Source organism: Clostridioides sp. ZZV14-6154 (genome assembly GCF_020657785.1).
Taxonomy (GTDB): Bacteria; Bacillota; Clostridia; order Peptostreptococcales; family Peptostreptococcaceae; genus Clostridioides.
Genome location: NZ_JAGWCY010000004.1, coordinates 1 through 20,173, shown reverse-complemented (window position 1 = coordinate 20,173; position 20,173 = coordinate 1). Strand labels below are relative to the sequence as shown.

At 30.5% G+C, this 20,173-nt stretch carries 18 protein-coding genes; 2 read left to right on the top strand and 16 right to left on the bottom strand.

All coding sequences use genetic code 11. The features are described from left to right. Window positions 1-20: 20 nt before the first annotated feature. The 3 genes from KGF45_RS10725 to KGF45_RS10715 form a co-directional block, all read right to left on the bottom strand. Complete coding sequence (locus KGF45_RS10725; RefSeq protein ID WP_227827675.1) at window positions 21-332, bottom strand: PTS sugar transporter subunit IIB; 312 nt, start codon at window positions 330-332, stop codon at window positions 21-23. A gap of 203 nt (window positions 333-535) precedes the next feature. Then, window positions 536-1,240 carry a GntR family transcriptional regulator gene (locus KGF45_RS10720; RefSeq protein ID WP_227827676.1) on the bottom strand — a complete coding sequence of 235 codons (705 nt, stop codon included), beginning with the start codon at window positions 1,238-1,240 and terminating at the stop codon, window positions 536-538. A gap of 94 nt (window positions 1,241-1,334) precedes the next feature. Then, the gene (locus KGF45_RS10715; RefSeq protein ID WP_227842540.1) at window positions 1,335-2,696 is read right to left on the bottom strand and encodes an MATE family efflux transporter; all 1,362 of its coding nucleotides are present in this window, start codon (window positions 2,694-2,696) and stop codon (window positions 1,335-1,337) included. A 438-nt stretch (window positions 2,697-3,134) separates the two neighbouring features. On the opposite strand from KGF45_RS10715, the gene KGF45_RS10710 reads away from it, so the two are divergent. Both KGF45_RS10710 and KGF45_RS10705 read left to right on the top strand, forming a co-directional pair. Then, window positions 3,135-4,898 (top strand): bifunctional homocysteine S-methyltransferase/methylenetetrahydrofolate reductase, encoded by a 1,764-nt coding sequence (locus tag KGF45_RS10710; protein WP_227842539.1) that lies wholly within the window; start codon window positions 3,135-3,137, stop codon window positions 4,896-4,898. A gap of 219 nt (window positions 4,899-5,117) precedes the next feature. After that, window positions 5,118-6,269: a GGDEF domain-containing protein gene (locus tag KGF45_RS10705; protein ID WP_227842538.1), complete on the top strand. Its 1,152-nt coding sequence runs from the start codon at window positions 5,118-5,120 to the stop codon at window positions 6,267-6,269. A 95-nt stretch (window positions 6,270-6,364) separates the two neighbouring features. Here KGF45_RS10705 and KGF45_RS10700 read toward each other — a convergent pair whose 3' ends face one another. The 13 genes from KGF45_RS10700 to KGF45_RS10640 all read right to left on the bottom strand — a co-directional run bounded on the left by KGF45_RS10700 (window position 6,365) and on the right by KGF45_RS10640 (window position 20,036). Then, on the bottom strand, window positions 6,365-8,083 hold the full coding sequence (locus KGF45_RS10700; RefSeq protein ID WP_227827680.1) for a putative 2-aminoethylphosphonate ABC transporter permease subunit: 1,719 nt from the start codon (window positions 8,081-8,083) through the stop codon (window positions 6,365-6,367). 4 nt (window positions 8,084-8,087) lie between these two features. After that, window positions 8,088-9,077, bottom strand: coding sequence for an ABC transporter ATP-binding protein (locus KGF45_RS10695; RefSeq protein ID WP_227827681.1), 990 nt, complete (start codon window positions 9,075-9,077; stop codon window positions 8,088-8,090). A gap of 103 nt (window positions 9,078-9,180) precedes the next feature. Then, window positions 9,181-10,230 (bottom strand): putative 2-aminoethylphosphonate ABC transporter substrate-binding protein, encoded by a 1,050-nt coding sequence (locus KGF45_RS10690; RefSeq protein WP_227827682.1) that lies wholly within the window; start codon window positions 10,228-10,230, stop codon window positions 9,181-9,183. A gap of 366 nt (window positions 10,231-10,596) precedes the next feature. Beyond that, complete coding sequence (locus tag KGF45_RS10685; RefSeq protein WP_227482033.1) at window positions 10,597-11,265, bottom strand: V-type ATP synthase subunit D; 669 nt, start codon at window positions 11,263-11,265, stop codon at window positions 10,597-10,599. A gap of 5 nt (window positions 11,266-11,270) precedes the next feature. Then, entirely contained in the window at window positions 11,271-12,644 is a 1,374-nt protein-coding gene (locus tag KGF45_RS10680; protein ID WP_227433968.1) for a V-type ATP synthase subunit B, read from the bottom strand. After that, the gene (locus KGF45_RS10675) at window positions 12,641-14,419 is read right to left on the bottom strand and encodes a V-type ATP synthase subunit A (RefSeq protein WP_227433967.1); all 1,779 of its coding nucleotides are present in this window, start codon (window positions 14,417-14,419) and stop codon (window positions 12,641-12,643) included. Before KGF45_RS10675 ends, KGF45_RS10680 begins: the two co-directional genes overlap by 4 nt. 116 nt (window positions 14,420-14,535) lie before the next feature. Beyond that, the gene (locus KGF45_RS10670; RefSeq protein WP_009893746.1) at window positions 14,536-14,853 is read right to left on the bottom strand and encodes a V-type ATP synthase subunit F; all 318 of its coding nucleotides are present in this window, start codon (window positions 14,851-14,853) and stop codon (window positions 14,536-14,538) included. Then, window positions 14,846-15,823, bottom strand: coding sequence for a V-type ATP synthase subunit C (locus tag KGF45_RS10665; RefSeq protein ID WP_227839670.1), 978 nt, complete (start codon window positions 15,821-15,823; stop codon window positions 14,846-14,848). Before KGF45_RS10665 ends, KGF45_RS10670 begins: the two co-directional genes overlap by 8 nt. 16 nt (window positions 15,824-15,839) lie before the next feature. Further along, complete coding sequence (locus KGF45_RS10660) at window positions 15,840-16,403, bottom strand: V-type ATP synthase subunit E (protein WP_227827684.1); 564 nt, start codon at window positions 16,401-16,403, stop codon at window positions 15,840-15,842. Between the two features lie 51 nt (window positions 16,404-16,454). Then, window positions 16,455-16,946: a V-type ATP synthase subunit K gene (locus KGF45_RS10655; protein ID WP_003422657.1), complete on the bottom strand. Its 492-nt coding sequence runs from the start codon at window positions 16,944-16,946 to the stop codon at window positions 16,455-16,457. Between the two features lie 2 nt (window positions 16,947-16,948). Next, complete coding sequence (locus KGF45_RS10650; protein WP_227827685.1) at window positions 16,949-18,874, bottom strand: V-type ATP synthase subunit I; 1,926 nt, start codon at window positions 18,872-18,874, stop codon at window positions 16,949-16,951. 1 nt (window position 18,875) lies between these two features. Then, window positions 18,876-19,187, bottom strand: coding sequence for a hypothetical protein (locus KGF45_RS10645; protein WP_227827686.1), 312 nt, complete (start codon window positions 19,185-19,187; stop codon window positions 18,876-18,878). A gap of 639 nt (window positions 19,188-19,826) precedes the next feature. Further along, on the bottom strand, window positions 19,827-20,036 hold the full coding sequence (locus KGF45_RS10640) for a hypothetical protein (protein ID WP_227827687.1): 210 nt from the start codon (window positions 20,034-20,036) through the stop codon (window positions 19,827-19,829). Window positions 20,037-20,173: the final 137 nt, after the last annotated feature.

The window sequence follows — 20,173 nt, the reverse complement described above, 5'->3', positions numbered from 1 at the left end:
TTACATCCTCCAGTACAATTTTATTTTGAATTATTTAATTCTACTGCTCTATCTAGGACAGCTTTCCCATTACATCTTCCATAATCCATCATATTTATAACTTCTACTGGAATATTATGTGGTTTTGCCATTTCAGTTGCTTTTCCTAATACATATCTAACTTGAGGTCCTAAAAGTAAGACATCACAATTTTCTATTTCATTTTTTAAGTTCACTTCTGATATAGCCCATATTTTTGCTTCTATACCGTTTTCCTTCGCGGCATCCTCCATTTTTGTAACCAATAAACTAGTTGACATCCCTGCTGAACAAGCTAACATTATTTTTATCATTTTCTTACCTCCAAATTAGAATTTATTAAGTATCTTTTTAAGTCACAATATCTTTAAATTATACATTTAAAGTGTCCTTATTTATTAATTTTTATTTTAATGTATATATTTTATTTTTAAATGTATATACATTTATTTCTTGATATTATTATATATCAAATGTATATACATTTCAAGAAAACTTTTTCATTTTTTCTTAATTTTTATTCGACAACAGCACTTAAAGTTAAAGTATATCCATGATGATATGTGTGTGAGTATTCAAAAACCTCACTATTTTGTAACTTACAAACTTGATTTATATATAAAAGTGCTTCTGGCTCTTCAATCTTTAAATTAGTCATACATTCCTCATTTGATATTACAGCTTGTACTTCTCTCTCTGACATAGCTATTTTATATCCACATACTTCTTCTACAAAATTATAAAGTGAATTTTCACAATGAATCTTATTTAAATTTGGAAATAACTTAACTGGCATATATGTAATCATATATGAAACCCTTGTTTCATCTGCCAATCTTACTCTTTTTATCTCCCATACATTTTCTCCTAAGCTAATGTTCAATTTACTTGATAATTCTTCATCTGCTTGAACTATTTCAAGAGATACCAATATATTAGATACTTTATAACCTTTATTTTCCATCTCCTTAGTAAATCCACTTACAGAAGATATATTATCGTATATTTTATTTGCGAGCACTATACTTCCTACACCTCTTTGTCTAGTTATATAACCTTCCTTAACTAGATTATTTAATGCTGACCTTACAGTCATTCTAGTCACATTAAATTCTTCGCTTAATTGCTTTTCAGATGGGATTAAATCCCCTTCTTTCAAACTATCTGAATTTATTAGTTCTCTTACATGATTTTCTATAACTTTATAAATTGGTTCTTTCATTTAATTCACTCCTCATCAATTCGAACTTTTATATGATAAGTTAATTTTATATACAAATAAACAAAATGTCTATACATTTAATACAAATTAAATTTTATTTAGATACCTTATATAATTTCCCAAGTTTAAGCAGATATATAAATAAACTTATCATTAATATTCCCTTTAATATACTTGATAGTGTTATACTCCACCAAACACCATTTAATCCTAATATTTCTGGTCTAGATATAAAATAAGCTAATGGTACTCTTGCACCAGTCAATACAGTAACTATTATAGAAGGTATATAGGTTCTTCCTAACCCTTTAAAAGCTCCTGTTGTTATTATTTCCAAACACATAAAAAATTGAGAGTATCCTAATATTTTAAGATACATCGCTCCTTTTTCTATTGCTTCACTTTCATCTATAAAAACAGAAAAAATACTTCCACCTGCAAATATCAATACTAAGGTTGTCATTATTCCAAGTATAGAAGATACAATTATAGCTATTTTACATCCTTTATTTATTCTAGAGTACTTTTTGGCTCCATAATTTTGTCCAACAAAGCTTCCTAATGCAACAGCCAATCCTTCAGCAGTCATCCATGATATTGCTTCTATTTGTGACCCTACTTTTTGCACTGCAACTGCAACAGGTCCCCATGAAGCTACTATTACACCAAGTAACATTGAAAATATTGTAAACATTCCACTTTGTATAGCTACAGGAAAACCTAATTTATATAGCACTTTATAGTATTTAAGTTCTATTTTTCTGAAGATTTTTATCTTAAAATACTCCTCTTTACTCTTAAATATTATATATAGAAAACACGTAGTAACTACTATTTGTGCAAATACAGTAGCAATAGCAGCCCCTGCAACTCCAAGTTTTGGAGCAGGTCCCCATCCAAAAATTAGCACAGGGTCAAGTATAATATTGGTTATTAGGCCTATTGTATTGATGCAAAAAGGTGTTCTACTATTCCCAAGTCCATTGAAAATTGCTGTAAATACTGGATTGATAAAATAAAATACCATACCTAAAGCTACTATTATTAAATATTGTCTGGACATAGATATAACTTCTAAATCTCCCAATCTGAAAAACCCTATTAGTTGTTTATTGAGTACTATCAAAACCATAGTATACATTATTGCCAACATAATATTTATTTCTACTGCTGATTTTATATATGATTTAGTTGTGCTTATATTATTTTCTCCTATACTTTGTGCTACCTTTACTTCCCCACCTACTTTTGAAATCATAATAAATGCCATTGCAAGCCATGGAAAAAATCCAGCTGTCCCAACTGCGGCTACTGCTTTACTTCCAGCTTTACCAACCCATATCATGTCTATCATATTATATCCCATTTGTATAAATGAAGTCCCCATTATTGGAAGTGATAGTCTAAGTAACTTTTCAGTAATCCTTCCTTCTGTTAAATCAAGTCTATTTTTCATTTTCCACCTCTGTCTTTATAATCTATCATGTGTTATTTCTCTATAACAGTATACTTAACACTTTGGATATTTACATTATTATTTCCAATCATGAATACAAATTTTACTCTATACAATATACCCTATTTATAAAAATTTAATTATAATAATCATTTTTAATAGTTTAATATAAATCATAGGTCTATATAGCTTCAAAATTTATCAACTCTAGAAAAATACTACAGTGTTTGTCTTTGACTTATGGCAATATATATAATTATATCCCTATATCACTATTATAGTTCTTATTTTAATATCAGTTAAGCAAGTATATCAAAATCACTAGCAAACTTGTTATATAAGCTAAGATGCTCCACTATGTTTTCCAAATATTGACAAGATTTTTTTGGGTTGATATACTAATACTTAAAATATTTTAAATTCGTGTGAGGTGAAGCAATGAACATAAATGAATATATTAAAGACTCTGTTTTAGTTTTTGATGGTGCAATGGGTACATACTATTCTAAACTAAAAAATAGTCCTTTCAATTGTGAAATGGCCAATATAAACGATTCATCTACAATATTATCTATACACAAGGAATATATAAAAGCTGGATGTATGGCTATTAAGACAAATACTTTTGCAGCAAATGAAACACTTCTAGAGTGTGATTTTAAAACGGTCAAAGATATTATAAAAAGTGGCTATGAAATTGCATTAGAGGCAACAAGAAATACAGATGTATTTATATTTGCTGATATTGGCCCAATACCTGCTCTAAATGATAGAGATTTGTTACCTGATTATAAGAAAATAGTAGATGTATTTTTAGAAATTGGAGCAACTAATTTTCTATTTGAAACATTTAGTAGTGATGAATATTTACCAGAAATCTCAAGTTATATAAAGGAAAAACAACCAAACGCATTTATCTTAACAGAATTTGCAGTTAATCCAGAGGGCTTTACTAGGCTTGGAAAAAGTGGAACTAATATCTTTAAATCTATTTCCAAGGACAAAAATATTGATGCATTAGGATTTAATTGTATCTCTGGTCCCCACCATTTATTACATTTTATAAAGACACTTGATATTAATGACAATATAGTTTCTATTATGCCTAATGCAGGCTATCCAACTATTATCAATAATCGTACATTTTTTGAAGATAACTCAGACTATTTTTCAGAACAGATGCTAGAAATATTAAATCAAGGAGTTCATATACTAGGTGGATGCTGTGGTACAACACCTGAATTTATTAAAAAGACTGTTGAAATAATAAATTCTTCATACAAAGGCAATGTTGACATAAAAAATGATATTTCTCCAAAAGAAAAAATTAAATCTGTAACAAAAAACGAGCTCTTAGAAAAGCTTGCTGTAGGTAAAAAAATTATAGCAGTTGAACTAGACCCTCCTATTGATACAGATATTGATTTTTTTATGAATAGTGCTGAAAAACTAAAAAACTATGGAGTTGATGCAATAACAATTGCTGACTGCCCTATAGCAAGAGCAAGAGTTGATAGTAGTTTATTAGCTTGCAAAATAAAGAGAGAATTAGACATCACCCCTATACCACATATGACATGTAGGGATAGAAACATTAATGCTACAAAAGCTCTTCTTTTAGGATTAAATATTGAAAACATAAACAATGTGTTAGTAGTAACTGGGGACCCTATACCTTCTGCTGAAAGAGATGAAATAAAAGCTATGTTTAGTTTCAACTCCTCTATACTAGCAAATTACATAAAAACTTTAAATGAAAATACCTTTAATACGCCATTTAATATATTTGGAGCTTTAAATATAAATGCAACAAACTTTGATTCTCAACTTAAGCATGCTAAGATTAAAATAGAAAATGGAGTTACTATGTTTTTAACTCAACCAGTTTTAACAGAACAAGCTCTATTAAACTTAAAAAAAGTTAAGGAAATACTTCCTGCAAAGATATTGGGTGGAATTATACCTGTAGTAAGTTACAAAAATGCTTGTTTTATGAATAATGAAATTTCAGGAATTACTGTCTCACAAGAAATTATAGATATGTACAAAGACGCTTCAAAGGAAGAAGCTACTAAACTTGCTATCAATATATCAACTCAAATAGCAAAAGAAATTGAACCTTATGTAGATGGTTATTATATCATTACACCATTTAAAAGAATTGACATAGTATGTGATATATTAGCAGGTATTGACAAATAAAATAATTATAATACAAATACTATTAAGATATTATAATGTTTATTTATTAAAGTATAGTGTAATTCTAGAAAGCCTTGTATTTGAATCCTTTAAGCTAAATTATAGATTGTAATTTTTAGATGATTTTGATAATATATATGTATATTATGGTAATATTTATAGCTATACATTAATTATGAGGAGATTTTGTGAAACATTTTTTCACAAAAAATTTGGGATATGGAAATAAATAAAAAATTCAATAGAGTCGATATGCAAGTTTCAATACTTACTGCAATTATTGTAATAATTTCTTCTTCATGTGTTTATTTTTTTAATTATGCACTCACTTATAATGATATGATTTATACTTTAAGTGAAAGGTCAAGACATATATATAAATATGTAGAAAAAAATCTTGATAAAGATACCTTTATTGAAATTAATTCTGAAAAAGACCACTCAAAAGAGTCTTATAAAAGTGCTAAGGTGCTATTGGAATCTGTAAAAAATACTACTGGAGTTATGTACCTATACACTGCAAAAAAAACAAAAGACAACTCCTTGGTATATGTTGTTGATGGTTTAGATTCATCTAGAAGTGATTTTAGAAATGCTGGTGATTTGATAGAAAAAGAGATTTGGGGCGACCTTAACAAAGCACTAGATAATAATATATTGCTACCTAAAAAAATAAAGAAAACATCCTGGGGACACATATTTATATCGTATTTTCCTATCCATAATGATGCCGGTAAAGTCGTTGGAGTAATGGGAATTGAATTTGAAGCAAAACATCAATACAATACTTTTAGATTTATAAGTATAGTTACTCCTTTTATAGCTTTATTAACTTGTTTAATATCCGCATTAGTAGCAGTAATCCTATTTAAACGTATATCTAATCCTACATATACTGATTTTGCCAATACTGATTATCTAACAGGCTTAAAAAATAGAAATGCTTTTGAAATAGATATGAATAACTTAAACAATTCAAATCTCAAAATATCAATTTCTATAATGTCAATAGATTTAGATGGTCTTAAAAAAATCAATGATAAATTTGGCCATCAAACAGGAGATTTATACATCAAAAATGCAAGTAAAATTATACAAGATGTAATAAATAAAAAGCATATAGTTTATCGTGTTGGTGGAGATGAGTATATAATTATTTTGAAAGATTCCTATCGTGAAGAAATAGATAGTATTGTCGATAAGATTAACTTAAAAATAATTGAAGAAAACTCTACTAATGAATTAAATTTATCCATGTCTATTGGATATGCTGTCTTTGATGAAAACTTAGATACCTCTTTATTTGATACATACCATCGTGCAGATTCTGAAATGTATTATAATAAAAGAAAAACTAATAAAAACGATTAATATTTATTTTAAATTTATATAAAAAAGTCTATTCTATAAACAATAAATTATAAGAATAGACTTCTTTATATGTGTATTTTTATACAATAACTTCTTTAATTAAAATTTGCTCTTTTTTCCAAACGATTTTTTATAAATTCATGAATTACTTTAACTAGTACATTTGTAATTAATATCAATACAGCCAGTGCTGCTGCTTGTGCTGTACTTCCCTTATCATCCAACTGTACAATTGATATAGCTGCAACCTTCGAACTTGCTGTATATATAAAGACTAGCGCTGATATTGTTACCATAGAATTTAAGAAAAAATACATAAAATTTTCTAAAACTGCTGGCAAACAAAGTGGTATTGTTACATTCTTAAGAATTGATGCACTATTTATTCCCATCGATTTTGCCACCATGTCTAATTCTTTGTCTACTTTCTTAATAGCTGTAGTTGCAGTTATAAATGCCACTGAGAAAAAGTGTACTACATTACATATAACCATGATAAATAATGTTCCATACAATCCATTAAATAAGTTTTTAATGTATATTGTATCCATCAAATTAAACTCTAATTTATTAAAAAATAGTACATAAGCTATACCTAACACTAACCCTGGCAATGCCATAGGCAATGTACTTAAAAAATATCCAAATGACTTTAAATATGGAGCTTTTTCTGTTTTTTCGTTTAGATATGCAAATAAGAAAACAAAACTTGTACCAAGAATAGCTGTCAGTAATGACATTTCTATTGAATTTATAAATGGCTTAATTCCATCAATACTACTTTTCATAGAAAAGTGTTCAAGTGTGAGTCTTAAATCATATGGCCAAACAGATATTAGTGAAGATAAGATTACAGTCAACATTACAGCTATTATTCCAAATGCAATAATTCCTACAATGACTCCAAACATACTGTCTCTTAACTTATTAGATTTAACCTTATATGGGATTGATTTTGAATTTATATATGAATTTTGATTTTTTTCGATTTTTTTAGTTACTATAAAAGATATTATTGCAGGTATTAAAAGTAATATTGATACAGTTGCTCCCATAGGCATATTTTGCTGCCCTATAATTTGCTTGTATACATCTATTGATAATACATTGAAATCTCCTCCAATAACTTTTGGAGCTCCAAAGTCTGTAAAGCACAATGTGAAGGATACAAATGCTGAGCTTATTAAAGAGTACTTAATACTAGGTATCGTTATACTTAAAAACTCTCTTATCTTGCTTATTCCCATAGCATTGCTAGCTTCATATAATCTATAGTCAGTTGAGTTTAGTGATATATAAAGTATCTGAAATGATTGAGGAAATACATATATAATTTGTGCTAATACTATTCCAATTGAACCATATATCGGAATATTTATTCCAAGTAAATTAGTCACTACTCCTTGGTTTCCAAATAAATATACCAAACCTATAGCGTGCATCATTGTAGGAGCAAACATAGGAAACATCGCTATAGATTTAAGAAGTCCTTTAAACTTAATCTTTGTTCTTGTTAGTGCATATGCATAGACTAGTGCAAGTGTTAAAGATATTATAGTTGATATAACAGATACAAATATTGTATTTTTCAGAGAATTTAACAGTGCTTCAGAAGCTAAATATTCTCTAAAATTTTGTAACCCAACAAAAACTCCATCTTTATCTAAAAATGCTTGTACAAACAGATAGATTATGGGTGCCAATAAAAATATTACCAAAGACATAACTAATACTGTAAGTATACATTTTTTTATATCTAAATTCATTTTAGATTTAATATTTATACTTTTAGAACTTATAGCATTATTATTCATATATTTATGCTCCTTTAACTTTTGGATACTTTAAATAGTATTTTTCATCTATACTTACACTTACAAAGTCGCCTTCTACTAAATTTAAATTAACCCATTCTTTTATAGAAACATCACTTATTATAAAGTTTTCATTTAATTTATCTTTTATTTCCACTCTCAATAGATTCCCTCTAAATTCTATATTAGATATTGTTCCATGATAATTTTCTTTTGTTGACTTTTCTATTTGAACATATTCTGGTCTTACAGTTAATATAGAATCTCCTCTATCAAAACAGTTTGTATCTCCTATAAATTGAGCTGTAAATAGGTTTTGAGGATTTTGATATATTTCTTCTGGAGTCCCTATCTGCATTATGTCACCACCATTTAAGATTGCAATTTTGTCTGCCATAGTTATAGCTTCTTCCTGGTCATGTGTTACCATTATTGTTGTTATATTTAATTCTTTCTGTAACTTTTTAATATCCATTCTAAGTTTGTGTCTAACCTTTGCATCAAGTGCAGACATTGGCTCATCTAAAAGTAAAAACTTTGGTTCAAGTGCTAATGCTCTTGCTATTGCAATTCTCTGTTGTTGACCTCCTGACAATGCTTTAGGATACTTATGAGCTTCATTACTCAATCCAACTGTTTCAAGCACTTCTCTAACCTTCTTATCTATCTTTTCTTTTGGTACCTTTCTTTCTTTAAGCGGAAAAGCTATATTGTTATATGCTGTCATATTTGGAAATAATGCATATGATTGAAATACTATCCCAAAACCTCTCTTTGATGGCTCTAAATCCGTGATATCTTTATCTTGAAGAATTATAGCTCCACTATTTACATCTTCAAGCCCTGCTATTATTCTAAGTAATGTAGTTTTTCCACATCCACTAGGCCCAAGTAAACATAGAAATTCACCTTCTTCAATATCTAAACTAATATTATTTAACACTCTTTTTTGGTCATAACTCTTGAACACATTATTTATTTTTAAGTAACTCATATCTAATCTCCCCTTATACAATTATATTTGTTTTTTTAATTTTGTTTTTTAATTTTTCTTATAAGTTTTTTTCTCTATTTTTATTAAAAAATCCATTTAACTTTTACTTACTTTCAGATTTTGAACCATATTTTGATTCCCAAGTTTTTAACACTTCACTTCTATTTTTTGATGCAGAGTTTAAATCAACTTCTTTAATCAACTGTTCTAATGGACGTTTAGAGTAACCTTTTGGTACAGTATTATCTGTCTTTATAGAAGTCACTGCTACTTCATGTGCATATCTGTCCATAGCTGAATCACTTATTGCCCAGTCTAAAAACAATTTTGCTTCTTTTTTTATATTATCTTTCTTAACCAAAGCATTTGCTTCTAAATCCCAACCTGAACCTTCTTTTGGAAATACTACTTCTATAGGTTCTCCACTAGACAATTGCTGTGTAGCTCTATATCCAAGTGTAATGCCTATTGGGTATTCTCCTGAACCAGCTAGTTTTGCAGGTTTTGAACCTGAATGTGTATATGTAGCTATATTCTTATGTAGTTTATCCATATAATTATAAGCTTCTTTTTCACCCATCATTTGGATAAGTCCTGATACTGTAAGATAACCTGTACCAGATGATGCTGGATTTGGCATTGTTATAAGACCTTTGTACTCTGGTTTTATTAAATCATTATATCCTTTTGGAACATCCAACCCTAATTTTTCAAGTTCTTTATAATTAACTACTAATGCTGTCTCTGGTACACTCATACCTACCCATGATACATTTTTTCCAGTATCCTTAAATCTCTTATCTACCTTGTCATAGTTTTTAGGCTTATATGCTTCAAGTGCCCCATCTTCTTTTAGTTCTATCATATTCATTGCTGATAATCCCCATATAACATCTGCTTGTGGATTATCCTTTTCTGCTAATAATTTTGAAGCTATTACACCATGAGAATCCATCACTATTTCTACATCAATATTAGGATACTCTTCTCTAAATCCTTCCATATAGTAAGCTATTTGCTCTTCTTCTAATGCTGCATATATTGTAAGTTTATTATTTCCTTTTCCTTGAGTAGTTTGTGGTGTTGTTGATATGCAACTTGTCATAAATGCAATTACTACAATACACAGACAAGTAAATATAAATTCTTTCATATCTTCCCCCTTTTTTGTGTTTTTATATTTTTTTAATTGTTTTTTATTGTTTTTGCTTATGTTTATATAATACACCTAATTTGTTAATATGAAGTTAAGTGTAAATTAACAATTCGTTAATTTTTAGAAATTTTTGTTAAATTTATTATTTTTTTACAAAGTTCTATGCATATAGACCCTTGTATCTTCATAAAACTTCTTATAAAAAACACCCTTTTACCCATACGAGTATGATTTTATTTGAAGTTTTTTTATATACAAGGTAGAATATACATAACTTTTACATCAGGAGTGTTGAAATATTGTACAAAATAAGCCTAACTCCTATAAACTAGGACGTTAGGCTTATTTTGTATAAGTATTTAATTATCCAACTAAATCATTTTTCTTTTTTTCTTCAAGTGCTTTTTTAAGCACCATATCCTTAACCTTCATAAGTCTAGTAGTACTTGCTCTCTCATTTTCTTCAAGCTTCATAGCAATATACTTAATAGTTTCAATGTAATTTGGTATCATTACATTTTCAAGAGCATTAACACGTCTACGTGTCTTTTCTATCTCTTGTGCAAGAAGCTGTGCACTTTTTTCACTTTCTGCAAGTCTTAAAAGTGGTTCCATTGCATCTGAAAATGCTTCCATAGCAGAATCTAATTCCCCTGATGTAAAAGCAAGACCATAAGGATAAATATCACTTTGATTGTTTTCAGTTTTAAAGTCAAACACAGGAACATCAACACTCATTATATTTCTTGTAGAAACACCTACAGAAACAGATTGTTTTGGCATCATAAGTGCTGAACCTAGATACTCCTGACTCATAACTGCCCTTGCAATTATAAAATTTTTATAAGCAGCATCAAGAGCATTTTCTGCTTCTTCACGTAATCGCTTATTTTCTCTTACAATTTCAAGAAATTGTTTCATAAGTTCATCAAGCTTATCTTTAAGAAGCTTATGACCTCTTGTTGCAGTTTTAAGGAGTTTCTTAAGTCTAGTCATTTCCATACGTGTTGGATTTATATTTAATCTAGCCACAGATATCACTCCTTAGGCATATATTTTTCAAAATATTCATCACGAATACGTTTAAGTTCACTTTTGGGTAACATACTAAGAAGCTTCCATCCAATTTCTAATGTCTGCTCAATAGTTCTGTCAGTTCTAAACCCTTGTGAAACGTATTCTTTCTCAAATTCATCTGCAAATTTTGCATACATTAAATCAATTTCAGAAAGTGCAGATTCACCCAGTATTGCCATAAGTTCTTTTGCATCTTTACCTCTTGAGTATGCTGCAAAAAGCTGGTTCATTGTATCTGCATGGTCCTCACGAGTCTTACCTTTACCAATTCCCTTATCTTTAAGACGAGAAAGTGATGGTAAAACATCTATAGGAGGCTGTATATCTTTTTTGTAAAGTTCACGGTTAAGTATAATTTGTCCTTCTGTAATGTATCCTGTAAGGTCAGGAATTGGATGTGTTTTATCATCCTCAGGCATTGTAAGTATTGGAATCATTGTTATAGACCCTTCATGCCCTTTCATTTTTCCTGCTCTTTCATACATTGTAGCAAGGTCAGTATAAAGATAACCTGGATATCCACGACGTCCTGGAACTTCTTTTTTAGCTGCAGAAACTTCACGTAATGCTTCTGCATAGTTTGTAATATCTGTTATTATAACAAGTACATGCATATCTTGCTCAAAAGCAAGGTATTCTGCTGCTGTAAGTGCCATTCTAGGTGTAGATACACGCTCTACTGCTGGGTCATTTGCAAGGTTTACAAATACCACAGAACGGTCGATTGCACCAGTTGCTTTAAAATCACTTATGAAGAAATCTGCATCTTCAAAAGTTATACCAACAGCTGCAAATACAACGGCAAACTTAGAGTCAGTTCCACGAACTTTTGCTTGTCTTGCAATTTGAACTGCAAGATTAGCATGTGGCAAACCAGAACCTGAGAATATAGGAAGTTTTTGCCCTCTAACCAAGGTATTAAGTCCGTCTATTGCAGAAACACCAGTCTGTATAAACTCAGCTGGATAATCACGCGCTGCTGGATTTATAGGTGCACCATTTATATCAAGTCTCTTATCTGGTATAATTTCTGGTCCACCATCAATAGGTTTACCCATCCCACTAAAAACACGACCTAATATGTCTGGTGAAACTCCAAAATCAAGACTCTTTCCTAAAAAACGTACTTTACTTTCAGCAAGGTTTATACCTGTTGAACTTTCAAAAAGTTGGACAAGTGCAGTATCTTCATTTACTTCTAGAACTTTACAACGACGAATTTCTCCACTTGAAAGCTCAATTTCTCCAAGTTCATCAAATTTTACACCTTCTACGCCGTTTATTAGCATAAGAGGACCGGCTACCTCTTGTATTGACTTATATTCCTTTATCATAGTTCTTCAGCCCCCCTCTTTTTAATAAGGTCAGCAAGCTCGTTGTCTATTTCATCTTCAATTGCATCGTAAGCAGCATCTAGTTTATCTTCTTCTACATACTTAGCACGACCAATCTTTTCAAGAACTGAAAGCTTGATAATATCATTTATAGTAACATTTTGCTTAATAGCATCTTGTGCTGACTTATAGAATTTTAGAATAAGCCCCATCATTCTATATTGTTTATGAAGTGATGTATAAGTATCAACTTCATGGAAAGAGTTTTGATGAAGGAAGTCCTCTCTTATAGAACGAGTAACTTCTAATATCAATCTATCTCCATCTGAAAGTGAGTCAACACCAACCAATTGAACTATCTCTTGAAGCTCAGATTCAACTTGCAAAAGTTTCATAGCTTGAGCTCTTTGAGCTGAGAAATTATCATTTACATTTTTATCTGCCCATACATCAACTTTCTCCTGATAAAGTGAATAACTTGTTAACCAGTTAATTGCTGGGAAGTGACGTTTGTATGCTAATGAAGCATCAAGTCCCCAGAATACTTTTACTATACGAAGTGTTGCTTGGCTGACAGGTTCTGATGTATCACCACCAGGAGGAGAAACAGCACCAATTGCTGTAAGAGTTCCTTCTCTGTCATCCATACCTAGACAGTTTACTTTTCCTGCTCTCTCATAGAATTGAGCAAGACGCGAACCTAAATACGCTGGGTAACCTTCTTCACCTGGCATCTCTTCCAAACGACCACTCATCTCTCTAAGAGCCTCTGCCCATCTTGATGTAGAGTCTGCCATAAGTGCAACACTGTATCCCATATCTCTAAAATATTCAGCTATTGTAATACCAGTGTATATAGAGGCCTCACGTGCAGCAACTGGCATATCTGATGTATTGGCTATAAGTACTGTTCTTTGCATAAGTGACTCGCCTGTTCTTGGGTCTTTTAGTTCAGGGAATTCAAGAAGAACATCTGTCATTTCATTTCCACGTTCTCCACATCCTATATATACAACTATATCTGCATCTGCCCATTTAGCAAGCTGATGCTGTGTAACAGTTTTTCCACTTCCAAAAGGCCCTGGAATAGCTGCTACACCACCTTTTGTAATTGGGAAAAATGTATCTATAACTCTTTGACCTGTAACAAGAAGTGAATCTGGTGTTTTCTTTTCCCTATATGGTCTTTCTTTTCTAACTGGCCACTTTTGCATCATAGTTACAGCTATATCATTACCTTTTTCATCTGTGATAACACAAACTGTATCCTCAACAGTAAATTCTCCAGAATATATTTCTTTTATAGTACCTTTTACTCCATAAGGAACCATAATCTTACATTCCACTACAGCAGTTTCTTGAACTACCCCAATTATATCTCCTGCTACTACTTTATCACCAGCAGACTTTTTAGGTTTGAATTCCCATTTAATTGTTCTATCAAGTGAAGATACTTCAACACCTTTAGTTATATTAGTACCTGAAATCTCATACATTTTTTCAAGTGGACGTTGAATACCATCATAAATAGTTGAAATAAGACCTGGCCCAAGCTCAACACTCATAGGCATTCCAAGAGAAACCACTTCTTCTCCTGGTCCTAGACCAGAAGTTTCCTCATAAACCTGTATAGAAGCCTTATCTCCATGCATTTCAATAATCTCGCCTATAAGATGTTTATCAGAAACTCTTACGACGTCAAACATATTCGCATCTCTCATGCCCTCCGCTACGACAAGCGGTCCTGACACCTTTACAATTGTGCCTGTTTTCATATTCTCTCACCTGCAATCATATACTTTATCAAAATTTAAATATTCCCTCCTATATTTTATCAATACATTTTTTTAGCATTAACAAAATTTGAGATTGTCTCTTATTCAATTTGCATCTATTCTTTAAATAATATATCTGCACCTATAGCACGTTTACTAGATTCTCTTACTTCATTCATACCTAATCCCATACTTCCTCCAATACCTGGAATAACTATAATAGCAGGAAGTTGATAGTCTTTGTATTTTGCTATTGATTCTTTTGCAAGCAATGACGCCTGTTCTGTAATATAAATTATCGCATATTCATCTTCAACCAACTTATGTATACTTTTTTTAATTTCGTCACTATCATAGGCTGGGAAGATATCTATTCCAAGAGCTAAAAATCCCATGATGCTATCTTTATCTCCAACTACTCCTACTTTATACATAAGCATCCCTTAGCCTTTCTTTTATAGTATCTGCGTCTATATTATTAAGCTTACTAGTCATAATAATCCTAATTGTTTTTATTTCTGATTCTTTAGCATATAAATATGCAATTAGCGGTTCTAGTGTAAGAGGTTTAAATTTTGCGTCTCTAACATATTCCATAAGATAATCATCACAAAGTTTTTCAAAGACAGTAAATCCACTATCCATACCATTTTTACAGACATCAGAGTAAGAAGTAGATTTAAAACATGATGCTGGAGTGTCTGAAGAAAAAGCTTCTAAGAATTTTTCTTTATCAAGTGAACCACCTGAAACAAACACATTCATAAACATATCAAAATCTTTCTTCATATTTTTAACTCTTATAAAACTCTTTAGATTTGTTAAATCACAAACTTTCATAACATAATCTATTACAAATTTATTTTGGCTTTCTGTAGCTGTCTCTTTCATACTTGAAAAAGTTGCTTTATCTAAAACAATATCAACCATTTGACCATTTTGTGTTTTACTATAAATCTCAAATGCATCTGTTATTGCTCCTGCCATTATCTTAGGTAAATCACTAAAACTACGATTTGCTAAAGATTCTTTAAGCTTAGCAAGTGGAATTGTACCTCCATCAATTAAGTACTTTTCGCCATCTACACCAGAGATTTCTTCTTTAATCAAAACTTTTAAGTTATGATAATCATTTTTATAAAGGAATACATCAACAAATTTTTCTTCAGGGGCTAGACCTTTAAGAATTTCATATGTTTTAGATAATTCTTGAGTCAAAACATTCTCAAAATTGTGAACATTATTGTTTGACGAATCCGTATAACCTGCTTCTGCTATAATTCTTAAAGAGTCTTCAGGGCTTTTAGCTTCTGCCATTTGAATAAACATTTGTCTGTTAAGAAGCTGTTTTTCAAGCACTCTTATTCGTGCCACGGCATAGGGATAAGTTTTTTCTTCTGCCATTTTTTAACCCCCCTCCTTAATTAAACAAAATTTCTGCTGCAATTTGCTCAATATCTTCATGCTCTACTGCAATTATAGCTTCAAACGAATAATTATACTCAATATCACCTTTTTTAACTATGAAACCTCCAGTAATATCTCTAGTTTCATCAGACACTTTGATGTCTTTTTTAGATAATACATCTTTTAATGTTTTTCTATCTTTTTTAGATAATACTATCTCAGAACCATCTGTACAATTCGCTTTTTCAATCATATTTAATATAATTTTTTCATATTCACTATCTTTAAGATTTAGAAGTTTATTTTTAGCTTCTAAAATTACTTCTTCTAAAATCTGTTGTTTCTTTGATAATATTTGTTTCTTTGCCTCCATATAAGCTCCTGATATTTCTTTAGAAGCTGCTTTTTCTGCTTCTGCCTCTGCAAGCTTTGTATAGGAAGCCATTTCCTTTTCAGCTTTTTCATTAGCTGAGCTTATCTTTGAATCTGTTTCAATTTTAGCTTTATCCAATATTTCTTGCGCCTCTTGCTTGGCATCAGCTATAATTCTGTCAATCATTTTTTGTTCATTACCCATAGGAGTGCTTCCTCCTTTTCATTTTTTTTACTTATGAATTATATTCTATAATTATCCAATTGCAATTCCATTGTAAGCTAAGAAAGAAACAAGTAGTCCTAAAAGAGCATATGTTTCAACTATAGCTGCAAATGTTATAGCTTTACCAAGTTCTTCAGGTCTTTTAGCAACTATTCCAACCCCTGCTGCTGCTGCCTTACCTTGTGCAATACCTGATACTAAACCAACTAGACCAATTGGAAGCCCTGCCATAAGAAGTTGTAAACCTTGAGCTGATGTTGGTATCGCATCTCCACCAATAATTCCTGCTTTTGATAAAATAAGGAAAGCTATGATAAATCCATATAGACCTTGTGTACCAGGAAGAAGTTGTAAAACTAGAAGTTGACCGAATTTACTAGGGTCTTCTGTTACAACACCTGCTGCGGCTTGCCCTGCTATTGAAGTACCTTTAGCAGAACCCATACCTGCAAATAACGCTGCTATAGCAGCTCCTGATATTGCCAAAAATTGACCATTTCCTAACGCGTTTAAAAATTCCATATTTACATCTCCTTTTTATTAATGCTTGTATATTTTGTTTTATACTTAAACGGAACAAAAGGAACTCCTCCGCCTTCATAAAACTTATTGAAAAATTCTACATACTGTAACCTACTTGTATGAACATATGCACCTAGTGCATTTATAAGAAGGTTTATTGTGTGTCCTACAACACCAATTACAACTGCAAATATTGGACCAGCTATAGCCCCTAAAAGATTGATAACCTGCCCTATAACTCCTGTTGTTAGACAAAGAGCCATAATTCTTGTATAAGATAATATATCAGCAAAATAACTTGTTATACCATAAAGACTTGAAAATCCTTTAAAAAGCTTAACAGGTACTCCTTTAAAGCTTCTCCCTTGAGTAAGAACAAGACCTATAGCACCTATAATTGCTAAATATTTTCCTACTTCAGAAAATACGCCTATATCTCCTGCAACAAAAGGTATTATAAGTAGACATACCCCTGTTATACATAAATACCAAAATCCTACGTCACAAATTGCATCTATGACCTTTCCATCTCTTATTAGTGTATATGCTTTAATTCCTAAACCTACATATATATGGATAATACCGAACAGTAATGACATCCCCATAAGTACCATAACATCCTCTAAAGGATTAATTAAAGCTTTTATAGGAATTAAATCCCCCAAAATACCCCCGAATATAAGACCCCATATAGTAGTTGAAACTCCACAAATACCAATAAGTTTAATTAAATTTCCTTCACCCTTTTTCATCTTTGATTTGTATATAATAAATCCACAAACTAGGGCAATTATTATCCCATATGCAGCATCACTTAGCATCATTCCAAAGAATATAACATAAAAGAAAGTCATAATTGTATTTGGGTCAATATCTTTTGTGCTTGGACAACTGTACATGTTTGTTACACTTTCAAAAGGTGTTACAAGTTTATTGTTTTCAAGTAGAATTGGGAAACCTTCTTCTTTATTTCCTTCCTCTGTTTGAACACAACAATCAAACTTTTCTGTGATTTCATTAATTAGCTCACTGGCACTTTTACTTGGCAACCAACCATTAAGACAGAATGTTGTTTTTGTTTTTACAAGTCTCTCTATAATCTTTTTCTGGTCTCTTTCTATAGTGTAAAAATCATATAGATTTTCAAGCATGTGTATATTATTTCCATGATTTTTGATTTCTTCTGTCTTATTTTTAGAAACGTTTTCCTGTCTAATTATCATTTCATTGTATTTCTTGATAGCTTGTGATGGTGTTCCTTCCTCACTTGGTAATGTAACTATTGAAAAATTAAATTCTTTAAGAACTTCTGTAGCATTATCAAAAGTTTCTTTTAAAGTAATTAAATAAACATAGTTCATTAACTTGTCAGAGTCAATAATTCCAAGAACACTTTCTGGCACTTCATCCTCTAGTCTAACTCTTAAAGCATCAATATTTGCGTTTGTGGGTATCGTTCCTAGAATAGTTTTTGTATACTTAGTTTCCATCTTTTCAAAAGGAACATCAAAGTTTACCCATGGCTCTAACATACTTTTATTATTATTTAATAAATTTATGTTACTCCTTATTGTACCTATCTCTTTATTTAGATTATTTAACTCCAAAACTTCAGCATAAATTTCCTCTTCTTTTTCACTGTCAATTTTGTTAAATTCTCTTTTTGGTGCAAACATAGCTTTTTTTTGTTTCACTAGTGAAGAAACAATGTCAATCGCTTGATTCACATGTGCCATCTTCTGTTCTAACATTATAACCTCTGACTCCTCACCATCTTTTGTAAGATGATTTTTTAACTCATCCATTTCAGTAAGAAAGGCACTATCATCAATTTGAACAAATCCACGGTTCATAAGTAGCTTTAAAATTTGGCTTTTTTGAGCTTCTAAGCCAACAATAGATATCTTGTTCATATTAACTATTGCCATATTATCTCACTACCTTTCCAATAACCGCCTCGATTGCCTTACTTCGTCTTTCTGTCGCAGTTTTTTCAATTTTCAGACATTCACTTTTAGCATCTGCCAAGATTTTATCAACCTCTGCTTTACTGTCGGTGACTGCCTTCTCAACAAGAGTTTCTTCCATAAGCTTTGCTTGCTTTTTTACATCAGCCAAGATGCTTTCACATTCGTTTACAGCATCAGCTCTGATAGACTCTGCATCAGTAACAGCTTTTACTTTAATACTGTCTGCTGTCTGCTCTGCCTCAACAATGCTTTTTATTATTTCAAAAGCCATCCAAATCACCTCTCTTACCTTTTTACTATGTATATAACTAATTAGAGTTTTTTATTCTAATTAGATTACTACCTCATTGTTAAAGTATAAACAGCATTTTTATATAATAATTAATTTTTTTCAACGTTTATTTTTTAATAAAACACATTTTAGAGTAGTACTTGCTTAGACTTACATTCTTTTTTGACTTACTTTTAGACTATGACATGAGTATGATTTTTAAATATCATTATTTTCAATAATTATAATTTAAAGCAATATGGTTTGTCAATAGCGTTATTTTGTTTTGAAATTAACGTTTTATCGACATTTTTAATTTTTATTTCAATTTTTTTTTACGTATAATTTTATTTTTTCCATATAAATTATTTTTATCTTTTTTTTCAACACCTGAGATGGTAAAACTTATTGTTTTTTTTGAATTTTTAGAAATATCTTATATTTTTTCATCTAACTTTTATAAATCATTAGCTCATATCGATTTTTGTCAGCTTATTTTAGTTTAATTTTTTCTAAATTTATTAGAAATAAGTTAATCCTTTTTTAAGATTGATAAAATTTACACTTATTTTTAAATATTTTAATCTCTCAATTATTTTCTTAACTTTAAATATATAATATAACTAATTAGTTTATATATTATATATTCGCCAACATGATGAAAAAGTCCTCGAACCAATCACTCCAATCTTCAATAGGATATGCAGCTCCTCCATTTACGCTTTTTAGAAGATTGGATGTATATTCTTCTCCTATAGAAAAAAGTTCACCTATGGTTATATCATATCCTCTATATGTAACTACTTTACAAAATGAATCCATAACATCACGTTGTTTTCTTGTTTCCATAATCTCTTTCGTGAACTACCATCCACTTAACTACCTACGGTAATGTTTGAAGTGGTGGCTTCTTGGTCAAGATAACTATTGTTATCAGTATCTCCAAGCTATTAGGCTAGTTCCTAACCCTTATGATTACCATTTAT

What these genes read in the sequence shown, in the direction of transcription:
- KGF45_RS10725 (WP_227827675.1), bottom strand. Translation starts at nt 332, where the DNA reads ATGATAAAAATAATGTTAGCTTGTTCAGCAGGGATGTCAACTAGTTTA.
- KGF45_RS10720 (WP_227827676.1), bottom strand. Translation starts at nt 1,240, where the DNA reads ATGAAAGAACCAATTTATAAAGTTATAGAAAATCATGTAAGAGAACTA.
- KGF45_RS10715 (WP_227842540.1), bottom strand. Translation starts at nt 2,696, where the DNA reads ATGAAAAATAGACTTGATTTAACAGAAGGAAGGATTACTGAAAAGTTA.
- KGF45_RS10710 (WP_227842539.1), top strand. Translation starts at nt 3,135, where the DNA reads ATGAACATAAATGAATATATTAAAGACTCTGTTTTAGTTTTTGATGGT.
- KGF45_RS10705 (WP_227842538.1), top strand. Translation starts at nt 5,118, where the DNA reads ATGGAAATAAATAAAAAATTCAATAGAGTCGATATGCAAGTTTCAATA.
- KGF45_RS10700 (WP_227827680.1), bottom strand. Translation starts at nt 8,083, where the DNA reads ATGAATAATAATGCTATAAGTTCTAAAAGTATAAATATTAAATCTAAA.
- KGF45_RS10695 (WP_227827681.1), bottom strand. Translation starts at nt 9,077, where the DNA reads ATGAGTTACTTAAAAATAAATAATGTGTTCAAGAGTTATGACCAAAAA.
- KGF45_RS10690 (WP_227827682.1), bottom strand. Translation starts at nt 10,230, where the DNA reads ATGAAAGAATTTATATTTACTTGTCTGTGTATTGTAGTAATTGCATTT.
- KGF45_RS10680 (WP_227433968.1), bottom strand. Translation starts at nt 12,644, where the DNA reads ATGATAAAGGAATATAAGTCAATACAAGAGGTAGCCGGTCCTCTTATG.
- KGF45_RS10675 (WP_227433967.1), bottom strand. Translation starts at nt 14,419, where the DNA reads ATGAAAACAGGCACAATTGTAAAGGTGTCAGGACCGCTTGTCGTAGCG.
- KGF45_RS10670 (WP_009893746.1), bottom strand. Translation starts at nt 14,853, where the DNA reads ATGTATAAAGTAGGAGTAGTTGGAGATAAAGATAGCATCATGGGATTT.
- KGF45_RS10665 (WP_227839670.1), bottom strand. Translation starts at nt 15,823, where the DNA reads ATGGCAGAAGAAAAAACTTATCCCTATGCCGTGGCACGAATAAGAGTG.
- KGF45_RS10660 (WP_227827684.1), bottom strand. Translation starts at nt 16,403, where the DNA reads ATGGGTAATGAACAAAAAATGATTGACAGAATTATAGCTGATGCCAAG.
- KGF45_RS10655 (WP_003422657.1), bottom strand. Translation starts at nt 16,946, where the DNA reads ATGGAATTTTTAAACGCGTTAGGAAATGGTCAATTTTTGGCAATATCA.
- KGF45_RS10650 (WP_227827685.1), bottom strand. Translation starts at nt 18,874, where the DNA reads ATGGCAATAGTTAATATGAACAAGATATCTATTGTTGGCTTAGAAGCT.
- KGF45_RS10645 (WP_227827686.1), bottom strand. Translation starts at nt 19,187, where the DNA reads ATGGCTTTTGAAATAATAAAAAGCATTGTTGAGGCAGAGCAGACAGCA.
- KGF45_RS10640 (WP_227827687.1), bottom strand. Translation starts at nt 20,036, where the DNA reads ATGGAAACAAGAAAACAACGTGATGTTATGGATTCATTTTGTAAAGTA.